The sequence below is a fragment of the Desulfitobacterium sp. PCE1 genome, assembly GCF_000384015.1.
Lineage (GTDB): Bacteria > Bacillota > Desulfitobacteriia > Desulfitobacteriales > Desulfitobacteriaceae > Desulfitobacterium > Desulfitobacterium dehalogenans.
The window spans coordinates 1,072,369-1,089,630 of record NZ_KB913023.1 but is presented as its reverse complement, the minus strand read 5'-3'; the positions used below and the strand labels follow the sequence as shown (position 1 = coordinate 1,089,630).

The 17,262-nt window shown below is 41.0% G+C and carries 15 protein-coding genes; 1 reads left to right on the top strand and 14 read right to left on the bottom strand.

The features are described 5' to 3' along the window. Positions 1-152: 152 nt before the first annotated feature. From DESPCE1_RS0105405 to DESPCE1_RS0105355, 11 genes are all read right to left on the bottom strand, one after another. Entirely contained in the window at positions 153-1,073 is a 921-nt protein-coding gene (locus tag DESPCE1_RS0105405) for a MerR family transcriptional regulator (RefSeq protein ID WP_014793102.1), read from the bottom strand. Positions 1,074-1,232: 159 nt separating this feature from the next. Continuing rightward, positions 1,233-1,799 (bottom strand): GNAT family N-acetyltransferase, encoded by a 567-nt coding sequence (locus tag DESPCE1_RS0105400; RefSeq protein WP_014793101.1) that lies wholly within the window; start codon positions 1,797-1,799, stop codon positions 1,233-1,235. 36 nt (positions 1,800-1,835) lie between these two features. Next, positions 1,836-3,374: an AMP-binding protein gene (locus DESPCE1_RS0105395; protein ID WP_014793100.1), complete on the bottom strand. Its 1,539-nt coding sequence runs from the start codon at positions 3,372-3,374 to the stop codon at positions 1,836-1,838. Beyond that, the gene (locus DESPCE1_RS0105390; RefSeq protein WP_014793099.1) at positions 3,367-4,227 is read right to left on the bottom strand and encodes an SDR family NAD(P)-dependent oxidoreductase; all 861 of its coding nucleotides are present in this window, start codon (positions 4,225-4,227) and stop codon (positions 3,367-3,369) included. The genes DESPCE1_RS0105395 and DESPCE1_RS0105390 overlap by 8 nt, the downstream gene beginning before the upstream one ends. Positions 4,228-4,311: 84 nt before the next feature. Then, positions 4,312-5,127, bottom strand: a complete 816-nt coding sequence (locus DESPCE1_RS0105385; RefSeq protein WP_019849740.1) for a metallophosphoesterase — start codon at positions 5,125-5,127, stop codon at positions 4,312-4,314. A 375-nt stretch (positions 5,128-5,502) separates the two neighbouring features. Next, positions 5,503-6,297: a lipid II flippase Amj family protein gene (locus DESPCE1_RS0105380; RefSeq protein ID WP_019849739.1), complete on the bottom strand. Its 795-nt coding sequence runs from the start codon at positions 6,295-6,297 to the stop codon at positions 5,503-5,505. A gap of 6 nt (positions 6,298-6,303) precedes the next feature. Beyond that, positions 6,304-8,013, bottom strand: coding sequence for a nitrogen regulation protein NR(II) (locus tag DESPCE1_RS0105375; RefSeq protein WP_019849738.1), 1,710 nt, complete (start codon positions 8,011-8,013; stop codon positions 6,304-6,306). A 320-nt stretch (positions 8,014-8,333) separates the two neighbouring features. Further along, positions 8,334-9,113, bottom strand: a complete 780-nt coding sequence (gene pstB, locus DESPCE1_RS0105370) for a phosphate ABC transporter ATP-binding protein PstB (protein ID WP_019849737.1) — start codon at positions 9,111-9,113, stop codon at positions 8,334-8,336. A 13-nt stretch (positions 9,114-9,126) separates the two neighbouring features. After that, complete coding sequence (pstA, locus tag DESPCE1_RS0105365) at positions 9,127-10,077, bottom strand: phosphate ABC transporter permease PstA (RefSeq protein ID WP_014793093.1); 951 nt, start codon at positions 10,075-10,077, stop codon at positions 9,127-9,129. A gap of 2 nt (positions 10,078-10,079) precedes the next feature. After that, complete coding sequence (gene pstC / locus DESPCE1_RS0105360) at positions 10,080-11,000, bottom strand: phosphate ABC transporter permease subunit PstC (protein WP_014793092.1); 921 nt, start codon at positions 10,998-11,000, stop codon at positions 10,080-10,082. Positions 11,001-11,093: 93 nt separating this feature from the next. Further along, complete coding sequence (locus DESPCE1_RS0105355; RefSeq protein ID WP_014793091.1) at positions 11,094-12,101, bottom strand: PstS family phosphate ABC transporter substrate-binding protein; 1,008 nt, start codon at positions 12,099-12,101, stop codon at positions 11,094-11,096. Between the two features lie 605 nt (positions 12,102-12,706). On the opposite strand from DESPCE1_RS0105355, the gene DESPCE1_RS23970 reads away from it, so the two are divergent. Next, the gene (locus DESPCE1_RS23970; protein WP_014793089.1) at positions 12,707-12,835 is read left to right on the top strand and encodes a hypothetical protein; all 129 of its coding nucleotides are present in this window, start codon (positions 12,707-12,709) and stop codon (positions 12,833-12,835) included. Between the two features lie 224 nt (positions 12,836-13,059). Here the strand turns inward: DESPCE1_RS23970 and DESPCE1_RS0105330 are convergent, their stop codons facing one another. From DESPCE1_RS0105330 to DESPCE1_RS0105320, 3 genes are all read right to left on the bottom strand, one after another. Continuing rightward, positions 13,060-15,177, bottom strand: a complete 2,118-nt coding sequence (locus tag DESPCE1_RS0105330) for a methyl-accepting chemotaxis protein (RefSeq protein ID WP_019849735.1) — start codon at positions 15,175-15,177, stop codon at positions 13,060-13,062. Between the two features lie 378 nt (positions 15,178-15,555). Continuing rightward, a complete protein-coding gene (gene phoU, locus DESPCE1_RS0105325) occupies positions 15,556-16,215 on the bottom strand; it encodes a phosphate signaling complex protein PhoU (RefSeq protein ID WP_014793087.1) in 660 nt (219 codons plus the stop codon). Positions 16,216-16,394: 179 nt separating this feature from the next. Then, positions 16,395-17,099 (bottom strand): response regulator transcription factor, encoded by a 705-nt coding sequence (locus DESPCE1_RS0105320; RefSeq protein ID WP_019849734.1) that lies wholly within the window; start codon positions 17,097-17,099, stop codon positions 16,395-16,397. Between the last annotated feature and the right edge of the window lie 163 nt (positions 17,100-17,262).

Below are 17,262 nucleotides of genomic sequence, written 5' to 3'. Positions count from 1 at the left end.
CCCCTCTATATGGCCTCATTACATACATTCAGACATCCTTATGCGCGCAAACCAAATTAGCAGTCCACTATGTAAAATAAAAGGCTAACAGTACCTGTCAGCCTCGTATTGCTAAATCGTATTCTCTTCAGGCTTCTTCGGTAATCCGGCATTTACTCTCCATCCCTAAGATGATTATACCCCGGATGACCTGCTTTGGAAATACTTCCATTTCTCAAGTCCGGCATTTTCTCTATCAGCTTTTCGTTGGCTTGGAGCATTTTCATATAGTAAGCATCATAGGAAGGACTTAATTTGCGCATAGCTGGGATAAACACTTCATAGTATCCGCTTGTCTCACCAAATTGACGAAATAAATGCATAAGTTGTGCCATCCCTGAGTTTTGATAGCTCTCTGATTTTTTAAATTCTACATATTGAGCTATACTTTCTTTGTAGTTTTCCCAGTAGGTTTCAAAATCGTCAAAAGCGATCTGCACATTCAAAGATAGGGTTTCAAGCCTATCATCCGTGTACTGATCCACCTGATCCAGAAAGGGCTGGAGTTCATCAGGAATTTCCAGTGATTCCATGTTATCTAAAAACTCAACTATGACTGCATACATTCGTTTCTGTTCGTCCGTTTTTATTGGCTCGTTCAGAAATTGGCCAAAATGAAAACTAATATAATGTCCATAGTACCCGGGAAAGGACATTAGCAATTTTTCTTTAATGGAAGCCTGTTGCTCTAATATACTGATCTTATCCTGAATCATCTCCATATTTTCATTATGAACCAGTTCCTCAAGCAATTCTATCTGGGTAAGTCTGGCCTTTGCTTGAATTTGCTTTACTTGCTTAACCATCTTCAGCGCGGATTTCTTGTCATTACTCTCTAACACTTGCTTAATCTCATCTGTGGTTAGATCCAGCTTTCTAAATAATGCTATTACCCTCAGCTTCTCTACATCATCATGGCTGAACTCCCTATATCCATTCTCTTGTATTAGGGGAGATACTAATCCTTTGCCCTGATAATATTCGATGGCTTTCTTGGTTAACCCGGTTAGCTGACAGATTTCACTAATCTGCATAGTGGTCACCTCCAAATTAAGCTTAAGGCATCCCCTAAGGTGACGGTCAAGCATCCTCTCTAAAAACTAATTCTTTTTATAATCCAAAAGGTTATATCCCTTTATCTCTCCATCATTAAGTTAACTCCTCCCTTTGATTTTGATACTTCAAACCACTTTTCATTTCTTGCTTGAATAATAGTCTTCCGCAACAAGTCCATACATTGAGCAATCGCAGATTCCTTGATTGCACCAGTCCCCTTGCTTCACAGTCCCTTCGTACACCAACCCGCATTTTTTCATTACTCTTCCTGAGTTAGGATTGCGCGGATCATGCCTGGATTCAATCCTATTCACTTCAACCTCTTCAAAGAAAAAACGTATTAACTCTGCAAGTGCCTCAGAGGCAACACCCTTACCCCACCATCTTTTACCTAGGCAATAACCCACATGAACCATGCCAATACGCTCATCCATTTTTACAATGCTGATACTGCCAATAGGCTCAGGCCCATTTTCTTTGCACACAATTGCCCATTGATAGAACTTATGGTCTTTATATTGACTAATCCAGTCCTTCAATACTTCCAAGGAGACCGCGACATTGTCATGGGGAGGCCATATCAGATATTTCGTTACTTCCGCATCACTGGCCCAATTCCTAAACATCGCTTCTGCGTCATTTAGTTCAAACTTGCGTAAGATCAACCGCTCGGTTTCCAGTTTTTTGGTTCCAATATGTCTCATAGCATTACCTCCTATCTCAGCTGCCCAATGGCAGTGTCAATCATTACTTCTTAACAGCTTCTTATCAAGCTTACCCAAGGAAGTATAAGGCATTTCTTGAACAAAGGTTATTTCCTTGGGAACCTGAAATCGTGCAACTCTTGGGCGCAGCCATTCCAAAAGCTCCTCCTCGGTTAAACCGGCTCCCTCTTCAGGAAGTACAAACGCCTTCAGCCTTTGCCCAAATCCTTCATCTCGGATTCCGATTACCGCCACCTCTTCTATGTGAGGATGATCTCTTAGTACCTGCTCCAGGTCAGCAGGATAAACATTTTCCCCTGCCGAAACCACCATGTCATCGGCCCTGCCACATAAAAAGTAATATCCTTGATGATCACAATAGCCTAAATCACCTGTTTCAATCCATGGATTGCTTTTGTTTCCCATGGACCACCTGTTTTTAATGCAGAATTGGCCCACACTGCCAACAGGAACTTTATTTTTGTTTCCATCCATTATTTTTAGCCGAACACCTTTGATTTTTTTCCCAAGGGTATTTGCCGAGCACCTTAAATCCTGGGGTGTGGCTATGATATTTAAACCCGCCTCTGAGGTTCCATACAAATTATACAAGACATCTCCTAATTTCTCCGCCGTCTCCCTGACCACTCTGGGATTGAGTTCCGCCCCACCTGAAACAATGCAAGCAAGGGATTTCAAATCCTCAGGGTTTTGTTTTAACATTTTATAGATCATTAAGGGTACAACGGTCACCACTTCAACCTGGTGCTTGCGAATAAGGTGGCATGCTTTGACCACATTGAAACCTTTTTGGATGATCACCTTTTTCCCCAAAATGATGAACACCAGTAAAACTGCTATTCCATAGCCATGATAAATTGGGGTGGCTATATAAACAGTACGATAATTTACGAGCTTCAGTCTGTTTATTAAAGTTACGAATGGATTCAAATAGTTGCGAAGTGAAGGTTGATGGACTGCTGCCTTGGCATTCCCCGTTGTACCTCCCGTTAATATCACCAGCTTTCCGGTTAAGGAACGCTTTATTTTCGGATTTTCAGGGAGGCTTAGATTAAGCAAGTTATTGATCGCTGGTAAATCCTCGTGATAACTCAAAAGCTTATCCTTTTTATACGCTGAACCTTCAAGCAAAGGACTTGATTCAAAATCATAGATAAGCAAGTGGAAATCCGTTTGATCTAATAAATTATTAAACTGACTGCAGCTCATTTCAGCATTAAGCAAATAGATATCCGCTCCTGATTGAGAAACAGCGAATATAGCTTTCACTAAGGAAGCATGGTTTTTACATATAAACCCTACCTTATGGCCCCTTCTCAGTTGATATTTTTCTCTCAAAATAAAAGAAAGCTCTTTAGACTGTAAATACAATTCTTTGTAAGTCAATGTTTCGTTGTCATCGACCAGCCCTATCTTTTTCCCATATGCCTTTTCAGCAAAACTCAATAAAGCCATGATGTTTATTCCATATTTATGGAGAGCACTAGCAAAGCTATAGAGCCTTAAGGGTGAAAACAGTCCTATTTTAAATAAAACATCGATCAATCTAACCATGATGTCTACCTTGTTTTCGCTTTCTTAAAATAGCCGGTGCAGCAAATTCCCAGATTCCTCTAAACATAATTGATACGAATTGTCCGGGCAGCAACCACCAGGGCCTGTATTTTGGTTTTTGTGTATATATTAACTTAGAAACAATTTTCCCTACATGCTCCGGACTCATGGCAGGAAGCTTTTGATAGGCCTCTGTAGGCAAAATCATAGGAGTTCTAACCAGGGGCAGATACACTGATGACGTGGCAATCCCCATAGCATTCAGCTCCGAAGCTGCCGCTCGAAACCAGGTATCAAAGGCTGATTTTGATGCCTGATAGGCGGCCCAATGGGGCACAGGTAAGAGCAAAACATTGATCGTAGAGAGATTAATAATATGTCCCTTATTTTTCTCAAGGAGAGGAATAAGGGACAATAATAATTGAACCGGTGCAAAATAATTGATGGCCATGGTTCGGGTAAAGTCATGATAGCGGTCTAAAGAATCGTTAATCGATCGCTTTATTGATAAACCGGCATTGCTGACGAATAAGTCCAAACCATCGGGCAATTGATGAATGAACTTTAATAATTCCATCACCTTTTCAGGATCTCTAAGGTCAGCTCGAAAAATGCTTACTTTGGCTTCTTTTTGTTCAATTTCTTGTTTCACTCTGATGAGCTTTTCCTCAGTTCTTGCCACTAAAATCAAATGACAATCTATCTCTGCCAATTGGTAAGCTAATTCTTCCCCTATGCCGGAACTGGCACCTGTAATAAGAATTGTCTTGCCCTTAAGTTTTGCTTCAAGCCTTCTTCTGTCTATATGTATAGGAGGGAATAAGAAAGCTTCCCATAAACTCTTGTTATACATAATTGCCCCTTTTTTCCAAAGTAATTGTCAGCATTCTTTTAAGTCATCTTTATAGAAATCAACCTTTATTTTTAAAGCTAGGGTCTATTGGGGACTGGAAACCAGTTTAACAAGAACGATTTCTGGCCGACTGCAAAATCGTAATGGCAAGGCACTCTCTCCTAAGCCGCCATTAATGATCATATTGGTAGAACCCGTCGTGAAATGTCCATAATCGTATTTTGGAAAAAGTCCTTGACCTGGAGCCACTATCGCCCCTATTATAGGAAGCCTTACTTGACCACCATGTGTATGTCCCACTAATACCAACTCAATATCGGACTCAGCTGCAGACATAAAAATATTTGGTGCATGGGCCAATAATACTTTAGGCTGAGAATCTGCGATGCCATGAAGTGCCTGATCCAACTCATCTCTATGCAAATAGGGATCATCGACACCTGCTATCCAAAGATAGGAGTTCCCCTTTGCACATTTATAGTTCCTGTTGTCTAAAATCTTTACCCCATGACCCTCTAAAATAGGCTTAATTCTAAAATCATGCCTCCACTCGTGATTCCCCGGTACAAAGAAAATAGGCTTGGATTCTAATCCACGAATCAGATCCAAAGTAGGTTCAACATCAGGATTATCTTTATCTATAAAATCGCCGGTCATCGCTACCATATCGAATTTCTGGCGATTAATCATATTGATAAGCTTATCCTGCTTATCACCATACTTTTTGGCATGTAAATCCGTCAAATGAAGAATTGTAAAGCCCTCAAACTCTTTGGGCAGATCATTAATGACAATAGTATAGTGTTTTACGGCAACGGAATGGACATTAAAGTACAGGTAGGATAGCAATCCTATCCCACCGATGATAAATGTTCTGCGTGATATACGTTTATTTGCCAAAAACGCTCCTCCTGCATTTCATTTGGTTTGATAGCTACTCTCTTCCCTCTTCAAGCAACGGCTCAACCATCATAATAGCTTTAGTATCACCTCATTAAGCTTTCCACATGCCAGCTTCAAATTCGTTACTTTATTTTCCTGCAGCCACATATCAACATTGCGTAATCGTCTGTATAAGGGTGCTTTGTGGGCCGCCACAACATTAGAAAAATCACTCTCTCTTGAGGTTAAAGCATATCGGGTGGCTCGGTTTAATAGCCACTGTAAATACCGCCGCCAGGTGAAATATAGCTTACCTGAAAATATGCGTAATCTTGAACGGGGCACCGGCCTAGCTGATTGATATTGGCAGTTCAACGCAAATGCCCTCCTTCCTCACATCCCATAGAAACTGGCAATAATTTTTGCTGCCGGCAGAAATATCGCTTGTCCCAGCATTGTGCCAATTAACTTAGAGGCGATCAGCAAAATGACCAGGGCTTTCACATCACCATACGGCCTGTCTCCCCTTAACGCTTGATCCGTAATTACAGCGGATTTCGGGTCAATAAACAATGTCAGCAAAATTGTCGCAAGGCCATTAATCATCCCCGAGGAACCTACTGCCGCGATTCTGTACTGTTCTGCCACTAATAATGCCGAATAGTTAGCCGCAAGAACCCCGACTGTATAAATTCCTGTTACCAATGAATTTATGATAAGCAGCCTCTTCGGAATTTCCCGATATCTAAGCCTTTCTAACATCGTTTTGTTGGGCCGGGTAGCTCTTTTTAAGATGCGCTTCACATTATTAATATGCAAGGCCTCGATCACTAACAGTGGAACCGAACCGGTTGTCTCCAGCCGTTTTACAGCGACCTCAAATAGTCTCAAAAATGTTGGGATCAATAGAATTCCAAACAATGTTCCTATTGTCGAAGCGAAAATTACCTTCCGTATGTCGTTCATAGGGTCAATTCCTGTTGAAAGGCTTTCCCCAATGATCCATCCGATTAAAGGGGCTTGAAACATATTAGCCGTACGGGAAACAAGCACAAACAGGTTGAATAAGGAAAACGACAAGGCAAACTGTCCACTTTTGACCGAGTTAAGTCTGACCGAGTAGGAAAGGGTGTCAATAAGGTGGATAATAAACGTTAAAATCATCAATTCCCATAAAATAGTTTCCATTGTATTTTACGACACTCCCCTACACCCCTGAAACTTCACCCTTACCTTCGTCCCCTGGGGGCTGGATTGAAAGCCAATCGTGGCATTATGCCGGGCAGCTATGCTGTAGCATATGGCCATACCCAGACCGGTACCATTGAGTTTTGTGGTAAAAAAAGGGGTTCCGATCTTATCTTTTATGTCATTGGGTATTCCTGTCCCTTGATCTTCTACTTCAAGTATAACATTCCCTTGTTGAGAATAGGTAGCTATAGTAAGGGTGCCTTTGGCCGACATGGCTTCCAGACCATTGCGGGCCAGGTTCAGGATGAGCTGACGAAGCTCCTTCTCATCCAGATATAAATCGGGTATGGAACCTAAATTCAGTTTGATATTCATATCTTCTATCTTCGTATGAACGGATAACAAGGGATATAAATGATGGATAATGGTGTTTAGATTCAGGCGCTTGAAATCGACCACTCTGTCCTGGCTTAGAAATAAATATTCCGTGATGATTTCATTAGCCCGGTCAAGTTCTTCAATCATCAACTGGAAGGTCTCTACTTGGTCGGAGTATTTGTCCTTTTTAGAAAGATATTGCAAATAACCTCTTACAGTCGTCATGGGATTGCGGATCTCATGGCCGATGCCCGCTGCCATTTGACCGATTAGGTTAAGACGCTCTAGGCGTACCATTTCCTTTTCTAAACGCTTCTTTTCCGTAATATCCTGGCTGACCAGCAATAGACACATTTGATTCCCGATCATTATCTTTTCAGCTGAAAAAAGGCCCTTTCTTTTCGCCCCGGATTTGGTAATCATCTCAATCTCACGATTAAGTACACTACCATACTGACTTAAACATTCATAGATACGTTCATAGTCACTTGGTCGAACCAAGCTTGAAAGTTCATCAATGTTTATATTAAGCAATTCATTTCGGTCGTAGCCTAGAGCTTCAATAAAGGTTTTATTGACATCGATTACTCCTCTTCCTTCTATAGATAGTATCATCATCAGAGCAGGACTCCCTGCAAAAGCAGCTGATATCAACTGCTCAGAGTTCTGACGGGCGATCTCTGTTTGTTTCCTCTGGATAGCGCTGAATATTACTTCCCCCACTATTTTTATGAGGCGACTATCTTCATCCGAAAAGGGCTCCGCTAATTCCTGAGTTGAGGATGGAGTTATCCCCGACGGATGATCAATGAATATGCGGCCTGCCTTTAAGAACTGACCAATCTTTTCTAAAGCGCTGATTATTTCTTCATCGATTTTGTCTACCGGGCAATTGATAAACCTCGTCGACATCGTCGTAACAAATCTTTCAAACTCTACCCGATAGCTTAGATCGTCCTCCATGCGCTTTCTGGACGTTATATCCTGAATCTGTACTATTGCATAGAGAGGATCTCCTTTCCCATCACGAACAAGAGAGAAGCTGAATAATCCCCATTTTATCTCGCCCGATTTATGAAGAAATCGACTTTCCAAATGGAATGTAGGTATTTGCCCTGACAGAAGCTTTTTAATTTCTTCGATGACCATCGAGCTATCTTCGTGATGGACCAGCTCCGTAAATGTCATTTCAGCAAATTCATTGCCATTATAGCCAAAAAACTCATGAAAATTAGTATTAACCTTTAAAAATTCTTCATCCAAGGACAATAATGCCATACCAATTGCTGCAAAATCGAAGACAACCTCATAGTCTTCAGGCAATTTTGTGCGCATTAGTCGTCTCTCTCCCTCCCTCAGCTATGCTGAGCTTTTAGACTAGTTTCCGACATTTCATGGTGTGTAAGAACATTACTTCTAAAATACAACATTTACCATACTTTTGCACTATTTTCCTTGTCCCAATTGGTACTTTTTTACCAGTCAATTGGTCCTCTTAATACAATTCTGGTCTGAGAGCTGCCTAAGAGATAACACAGCAAAAAACCCATAAAGAGTATGTTTCTTCTTCTTTATGGGTTCATGGGTACTTTTAAGGATATTTTATTAGAGCTGTTTCATATTTAGGCAATCCTCTCATCTGCGCTGAGCAGGCCCTACCCTATTCTGCCAGTGATATAATCTTCCGTCCGCTTATCTTTCGGGTTAGAGAATATCTCCGTCGTTTTATCAAACTCAATAAGGTCTCCCATAAGGAAAAAAGCCGTATCATCGGATATCCGGGCAGCCTGTTGCATGGAGTGGGTTACGATGGCGATGGTATAGTGCTTTTTCAAGCTCTCCATCAGTTCCTCGATCTTATAGGTGGCTATGGGATCTAAGGCCGAAGTAGGCTCATCCATCAAAATGACATCAGGCTGCACTGCCAAACATCTTGCGATACATAAGCGCTGCTGCTGACCTCCTGAAAGACCGTAAGCATTATCGTGGAGCCTATCTTTTACTTCATCCCATAATGCCGCATTTCTCAAGCTGGTCTCTGCAATATCCATCAAAAGCTTTTTATCCCTGATCCCATGGATACGAGGTCCATAGACCACATTGGCAAAAATAGATTTCGGGAATGGATTGGGTTTTTGAAAAACCATGCCGACTTTTGTGCGCAACTCCTCCACCCGAACTGAATTATCAAAAATATTTTGTCCTTGATAAATAATTTCTCCGGTGGTTCTGACGATAGGTATATTTTCGATCATTCTGTTAAGGGTTTTGATAAAGGTTGACTTCCCGCACCCGGAAGGACCGATAATCGCTGTGACCTTATTCTTTTTAATCTGCATCGCGATGTTTTTCAGGGCTTGATCGTTGCCATACCATAGATTCAGCCCTTTAACATCAAAAACAACATTCTCATTCTTACTTATAACTTTCGTCATTAATTTCCTCCTGTTAGAAGCGTTGTTGGAACTTGTTCCGTATGATAATTGCCACAGAGTTCATTAAAAATAATATGATAAGCAAGACAATAATCGTTGCCGCAGCCAGATTAGCATACTCGGGTTTTAACACAGAATCCAAGGTCCAATAATAGATTTGGATCGGTAATACGGTGAAATCATCCAGCACTGAGGATGGAATCTTCATGATAAGTGTAGGAATTCCTAACACAACCAAAGGTGCCGTTTCCCCAATTGCTCTGGATATAGCTAAAATTGTACCGGTCAAAATACCTGGAATCGCCACTGGGAGAACAACCTTTCTCACTGTGGTCCATTTGTTGGCACCCATGGCATAAGATGCTTCTCTCAAAAAATCCGGTACAGCCCGGATGGCTTCCTGTGCGGCTACTACCACAATAGGGAGCACCAGCAGAGACATTGTAAGGCCCCCGGCTAAAATGCTTGATCCCAGATTCATCAGTCTTCCGAACACCGTCAAACCCAATAGTCCGAAGATAACAGAAGGTACACTGGCTAAATTCGATATATTGACATTAATCAAATAGTGAAGCCTGCCCTTTTTCGCGTATTCCTCCAGATAAATAGCCGTGGAGACACCGAGAATCGTGGTGACAGGTATGACAATCAGCATCATCAGTACCGTTCCAATGATAGCTCCGTAAATTCCAGCCTTGTGAGGAAATATGGAAAGATTGCTCGTCAGGAATTGAAGATCAAGCCAGCCAACACTATCCAACCCAACTTGATAAAGGAGAACGCCTAATACTAAAATGGAGAACACTGTAGAAAAGGAGAATACATGCTTCAAAATATTGTTCAGTCTTATTCTGTTTCCAATACGTTTACTGTCGATCATGAACTTAGGGCGATTGCTAAGTTCGTCGTTTTCCAACTCTGTGCTTTCTGCTTGTGACAACGGGCTTTCATGACTTATGCTCATGGTCAATACACCTCCCTGTACTTACGGGAAATATACTGGGCAAGAAGGTTGATCCCCAAAGTAAAGATAAAGAGCAGCAAACCTACCGCGTAGAGACTGTAATAGCCTAAGGTTCCGCTTCCGGCATCCCCACTGGTAAATTCCACGATATAAGCAGTCATGGTCTGCATGGACTGAGTTATATCAAGAGTGAAATTCTTAGAGCTGCCGCTGGCGATGGTTACAATCATGGTCTCGCCTATGGCTCTGGATATTGCTAAGACAATGGAAGCCATGATTCCGGAAATCGCCCCGGGAATAATGACCTTGAAGGTGGTTTCCAGCCTCGTAGCACCTAAGCCTAAAGAGCCCTCCCTAATGATTTCCGGCACTGAGTTCATAGCATCCTCCGATAAGGAAGCCACCATGGGTATAATCATAATTCCCATAACAATTCCAGGACTCAATGCGTTTTTAGCCTGTAGTGAAGGAATGATGTTCATGAGCAACGGAGTAACAAAAGAATAAGCAAAAAATCCGTACACGATGGTGGGGATACCCGCCAGGATTTCCATCAAAGGCTTAAGCAGTCTTCTCAATTTGTCTGAAGCAAATTGACTTAAAAAAATCGCCGCCGCCAGACCTATCGGCACTGCTACCAACATGGCAATGAGCGTGGTCATCAGGGTACCGCTGATCAACGGCAGCATCCCGAAAGAAGGGGTTTCTCTTAAAGGTGCTAATTGAGTACTGAATACTTCCTTTAAGGGAACCGCACTAAAAAATTTGCTGGCATCCGTTACTAAGATAATGACGATACCCAGGGTTGTAAGCACGGATATGGATGCCATGAGTAAGAAGAAGCCCGGCATAACCTTATCGGAGGTATGTTTCTTATTAGCAATATTGCCTCGAATCGTATCTCTTACTTGTGTATCCTCCATAATTCACCTCTAGCTCTGTTCATTATGAAACACAAAAATTCTAGGATGAGAAATTCGAGAAACTTCCCACCCTAAAATTATGTGACGGCTCGATTACTTAAGTGCTTTTAAGGCTGAAGCATACTCTGCATAAACTGAGTCAGGCAGGGGAGCAAAACCGTTATCTGCTGCTAATTTACCCGCACCTTCGGGAGATACCACATATTTGGCAAAATCCAATACCTGTGGCTTTTCTTTAGCATAGTTAAGGTTCAGATAGGTGTAGACAAGTCGGGTAAATCCGGCATAGTCAAGATCTTCACCAATCGTATTCAGGGCTGGCTCAACAGGTCCTTTGCCAAAATCTACTTTAACAGCGGCTAATTTATTGGTGTTCGATGCATAGTATCCATATCCGAAGAAGGCAATGGCATTTTTATCTTGGGAAACCAAGTCCACCAAAGTAGAATATTCTTGTTGCAGGTTTACGGTGGACACTAAGTCTTTTTTCTCCAGGATAGTTTCATAGAAGAACTCGTAGGTTCCATGGTTTTCATTGGGTCCATAGAATTTGATTTCTTCCTTAGGCCATTCGGAGCGAATATCAGACCAAAGGACTTTGTCGTCCGCTTTAACCGCTTTAGAAGTAAACATTTTGATGATTTCGTCATCGGTCATCTCTTTTGCCCAGTCGTTGTTTTTATTGATGACAATGGTCAATCCGTCGTAAGCGAGTTTAATCTCCATGACGTTCTTGTCCATTTCCATTCCTTTACCCTTCAGTTCTTCAACTTCAGCATTCTTGATTTTTCTTGAAGCATCGGCAAAATCCGTTTCTCCCGGAATGAACTTTTTAAAACCAGCACTGGATCCGGCACGTCCGACTTGTACACTGACATTGGATTGAACATTGGTCATGTATTCTTCAGCGATATGAGCCATTAAAGGATAAACCGTACCTGAACCATCAATGATGACGCCACCGCTTAATTTTTCAACTTGGGCTTGATTGTTATTGGCTCCCGAGGGTTGGTTGGTTTGTTCATTGGTTTGACCGCAGCCGGCTAAAGAGAAAACCATACCCATTCCTACTATTGCTGCCAGAACTTTCTTTTTAAACATCAATTAAAACCTCCTGTTTTCAAATCGTTCTTTTCCTTTGCGAAGGTGCTTTCGAAATTTTGCACTCTCATCTTCAGCAAATGGTATTTTCCTCATTTGCTAATCCAAGTATAGCAAGTCAATGTTTTCTTGAAGTTAACGCTTTGTTAAGTTTAAGTTAAGATTTAAATCGCTTATTTCAAGGGTTACAGCCCATTTTTGTATCTTTTATGTATATTACCCATAAAAACCAAGAGAATTCAGAAGCTATTTTTGACAAAGTTTTTTCCATATAAAAGCAGAAACCTGGCTTCGGCAGGCCAGGTTTCTATTTATGATGAGGCAATGGCTATGGTTTCGGCACCCACTATAATTATATGCCATGTCCGGGAGAGTGTTACAAGCACTGGCATAATTACCATATTGTGGCAAACCCTATAGACAAAGCATATTATACACTATCTAACGGCAAAGGAGGTTATTTTGATGGCATTTGGTTTTGACGGAGCAGGTCACCATGGTGAGAAATTTGCAGGAATTGCAATCGTAGTTGTAATCATTCTTTTGCTCATTGCTATGGGTATCGTATTCTAAGCTTAAATTAAAGATTGAAAGGAGGTCATGTCATGTACGGAATGGGTTCTTTCGGAATGGGCGGAGCATGTTGTCCTGGCGGCGGATTTGGCAGTTTTGTCGGCGTTGGGATCATTGCTATTGCGATTCTTATCCTGATTGCTCTTGGTGTAATCTTCTAAATCAATAAAAGAAAGGAGAAGGTCCTTATGGTCGGATTTAGACGTTCCAGATTTTCCCCGTTTTTCTTCCCATTTTTCTTCCCGTTTTTTCCATTCTTTCCATTCTTCCCATTTTTCGTGTGATAAACGTGCACGGCCAGGGCAATTCGCCTGGCCTTTTCTTTGTCAAAAGCGACTAGTCTATAGTTCACCTAGCCGCTTGAGAAGAGGAAAGGAAATGTACTCTACAGTTTAAATTGGCTCACCAAAACCTGAAGATGTTGCGCACACTCATCCAATATTTCCGAAGCACTTGTAATCATCTGTATCGATGCCGCTTGTTCTTCCATTGATTCCGATACTTTACCTATGCCTGCGGAATTCTCTTCTGTCATATGAACGGATTGCTTAAGTTTCTCTTCAACTTCTAAACGCATACTATCCATATCCAGACTGGATTCATTCAAGATCCGCACTCTCTCCTCAACTTTTTTGATAGCTTTGGCGATTTCTAAGTACTTCTCTTTAGTGACTCTCACACTCTCCACTTGTTCATGATTAATGTTCACTAATTTCGCCATCGTTTGCACAGCTTGAGCATTATCCCTTTTCAATTCCCTCACGATTCTATCAATAATGTTTGTGGATTCCTTCGATTGCTCAGCCAGCTTTCTGATCTCATCAGCAACCACCCCAAATCCTCTGCCATGTTGACCGGCCCTTACTGCCTCAATGGCCGCATTTAAAGCCAGTAAATGGGTCTGCTCAGCAATACTCGTGATCAGCTGACTAGCTTTTTCGATCTTTTTAGAACTTTCATTGGATTGGGTAATACTTGTATAGACTTCATTGTTTGCTTCACTGGATTCATTTGTAATAGTTGATAAAACTTCAATTATTAAAAGTCCGGAGTTTATTTGTTGATTTACATCATTCGTGGCTTTAGTCATTTCCTCCAAATTCCCAATATCCTCCATGATGACATTGCTTAATTCCCTGGATTTCTCGGAGCTTTCGCGAACAACTTGAGCCTGTTCCAGAGTTCTTTCGCTTATTGTTGTAGTATTCTTAACGACCTGCTCTATTGCCTGAGAAGATTGCTGGGCATTCAGCTTAAGCTCCTGAGATGAAGAGGCGACTTCGCCGGCTGATTTCTCAACCTCTTCAATAATACTTTTTAAGTTATCTCTGATTTTTGTAATTGCTCTCTCCAAGTCCCCTATCTCATCTTTGCGGGCTATCTCCACCTCATCTATATTGGCGCTTTTCAATTGATAGTTGGCAATTTCATTGGTGACTCCAATAACCCGACCGATGGGCTTACTTATGGATCGTGCCAAATAAATGGCTAAACTAATGGCCACTAATATAATGAATGCAACCATTATCCCCAGGCTTCTTCTCAGGTCGGCTATACTGCTATAGGCCTCCCCCTCTTCGACCTCAATAACTAAACCTGCGGGATAATCGCCAATCCTAGCTACGGATAGAGTGCCGATAACCGATTTTCCCGAATAACTTTTATAAGTAGTGGTTTTGTTGAAATCCGCCGTTTCATTGAGGAGTGGTTCAGTGAGACTATTTACTGCTTCAGTTGCAATTGAATCTTTTAGAGGAATATGTACGGAAGCTTGCTCTTTCATCGTATTGGTGAGAAGTAATCCTTTAGCATCAATTAAATAGGATTCTCCTGATATCCCCAGCTTATCGATGCCATTTTGAACTATTTCGTTGATTTTGGCTTGATTTAAAACAATATTAAGAACACCGCTGGGGGTTGTCTCATTCGGATTTAAATAGATAGGAGTAGCCAAAACAATGAGATTATCATCAATGAAGGTGTTCCTGAATATTGGCGACCAATTTTGCTCTCCCTTCATTGCTTTCTGATTAAAATCCCCGGAGAAGATGACGGGGGCTATGTCATTTTTTTCATAGTTATTGCTAAAAACTATCTCTCCGTACTTATTTGTAATAACGATATCTGTATAATCATGACTTTCTAAAGCGACATTGAGGAACTCCTTAAAATTCTGGTTTAACTCTTCCAATTCAAGTTTGGTATAATTGAAACCATTAAGTTTGGCAATTCCTTCACCGATAACCTTTGAGCCGGCTAAAATCCGGGCATCGGCTTCCCGGTTGTAAAAATAATCATTCATTCTTTCCTTGGTTAAGGTGGCATACAACTCATTGGCATTGATGATCTGTTCCTTGATTTTATTACTGGCATTATTCATAAATATCAGGCTTAAGACCAATAGGGGGATAAGTACAGTAAGCAGTACCATAAGTATTAATTTGTTATGAATTTTTAAATTATCTAAATGAATACCCTCAGCTTTTGAACCTATTTTTTTCATTTTGAACCCCCACCCCTAAACTATCCTCAGGGTCAGTGTAGCATTGGATTGTATGGGCTTCGTTTCTTTCATGTAAAGTTTGTGTAAACTATATGGCGATAATCTGGGCATTGACTTTGCAGGATTTTATATTTACATAATTTTTATATTTTTAACATTTAGATTTAACAATTGGCTGATATAGTAATGACAACAACATCCTTCTTACTTTTCATATAGATGAGGAATCTTCCTCGCACCGCTACCGCTTTATTTATAGCGGTATTTTTTTATCCATATTTTTTCCGAGAAATAAAAAGAGAGCTTATACTCCTTTTCAGGAATCGCAGCTCTCTTTTTCCGCTTATTTACGATTACGTAATCTGCTAGACTCTTTATCTAGAGATTAAGATCGGATCTTTTTCCAGTTTCCACATAGACGACTTCTTCAGCAATGTTCGTGCAATAATCCCCCATACGCTCCAGAAATCTTCCCACAAAAATAAGGTAGGTGGCTTGATTAATCGTTTTGGGCTCTTCCATCATGAACACGAGCAGTTCACGAAAGACTTGTGCATAGAGATGATCCACTTCATCATCCATTAGGGCCATCGCTTGGGCCGCTTCAGCATCTTCCGCCTTATACGCTTCGATTCCCTTGAGAACCATTTGCTGAACTATGTCGGACATTCTCGGTAAATCCACCAGGGGTTTCAGCAATTTCTGTCCACCTGTGCGAAGGGTATGTTTCGCCACATCAACTGATAAATCTCCTATTCTTTCAAGGTTGATAGAAATTTTGAAGGCCGCCACAATTTTGCGCAAATCCTTAGCGAAAGGCTGCTGTTGGGCAATTAAAAGCATGCATGTCTCTTCAATGTCTGCTTGAAGCTCATTGATCTCCAAATCCCCTGTCACTACTTTATTGGCCAGCTCGAAATCTTGATTAGCCAGAGATTTTACGGCAGCATCTACCCGGGAATTTACTTTTCTCCCCAATTCAAAAACTTTCTCATTAAGTTCTTCTAATGATTTGTCAAACATTTGCCGGTTAGCCAAATTATAAAGCCTCCTTTTTCAACTCATTGTCTCAAACCTATGCTCAATCTACCTATAGTAGATGCTGAACGCATCTCAAATACCATAATTATTTCTTAGTTAAGAAATATATTTATTATACCATATATCTTAACTTCATAAACACAACACTAGTGTTGCTCTTTAATTCCTATAGACTCTTAAAAATCTTTGGACTTGCTATAGTTTATAGCCAAACGGTAACCGACACCCCGCACTGATTCAATAATTGGGGAAATAGATTTAAGTTTACTCCTCAGGTTACTTATATGGACATCGACAGTTCTTGTATCCCCGCTTATGGTATATCCCCAAACTTTTTGTAAGAGGTACTCTCTGCTGAAGACCTGGTTGGGACGTTTCATAAAAATATGCAATAGATCAAATTCCTTGCCTGTAAGGGTGACATACTCTCCTTTTACCGTGACCATATAGCTCTCCGGCCAGATCTCTAAATCCCCCCAAGTAATAGAAGTGGGCTGGGGAGTTGAATTACGTTTTTCTTCTCTCAATCGAGCCTTAATCCGCGCTAATAACTCCCGAGGGCTGAAAGGTTTTGTGACATAATCATCAGCACCGAGTTCCAAACCAATGACCCGATCAGCCACCTCATCCCGGGCACTGAGCATAATGATAGGCAGGCTTGCTGTCTCCTGGTTCCCTCGGATTTTTTTGCACACTTCCAGACCATCTAATTCTGGAATCATAACATCCAAAAGTACAAGATCCGGTTTCTCCTTGCTTAATAACTGTAATGCACAATTCCCTTCTTCGGCAATAATTACAGTATAGCCCTCACGTTGCAGATTGTAGGTTACAAGCTCTTGAATGATTACATCATCTTCAACGAGCAAAATCTTAACCATAATATCCTCCAAGACAATCCATTACCTATCAAAATAAACTTAGTTTATTCTTCTTATTTATCATAATGATTTCTTGTTAAGCCAAAATTAAGAATGCGTTAGCTTTATGTAAAAGTTTTGTGTTTTTTTACTACTATCATGGAAAATTGTCACCTTGTCCTTG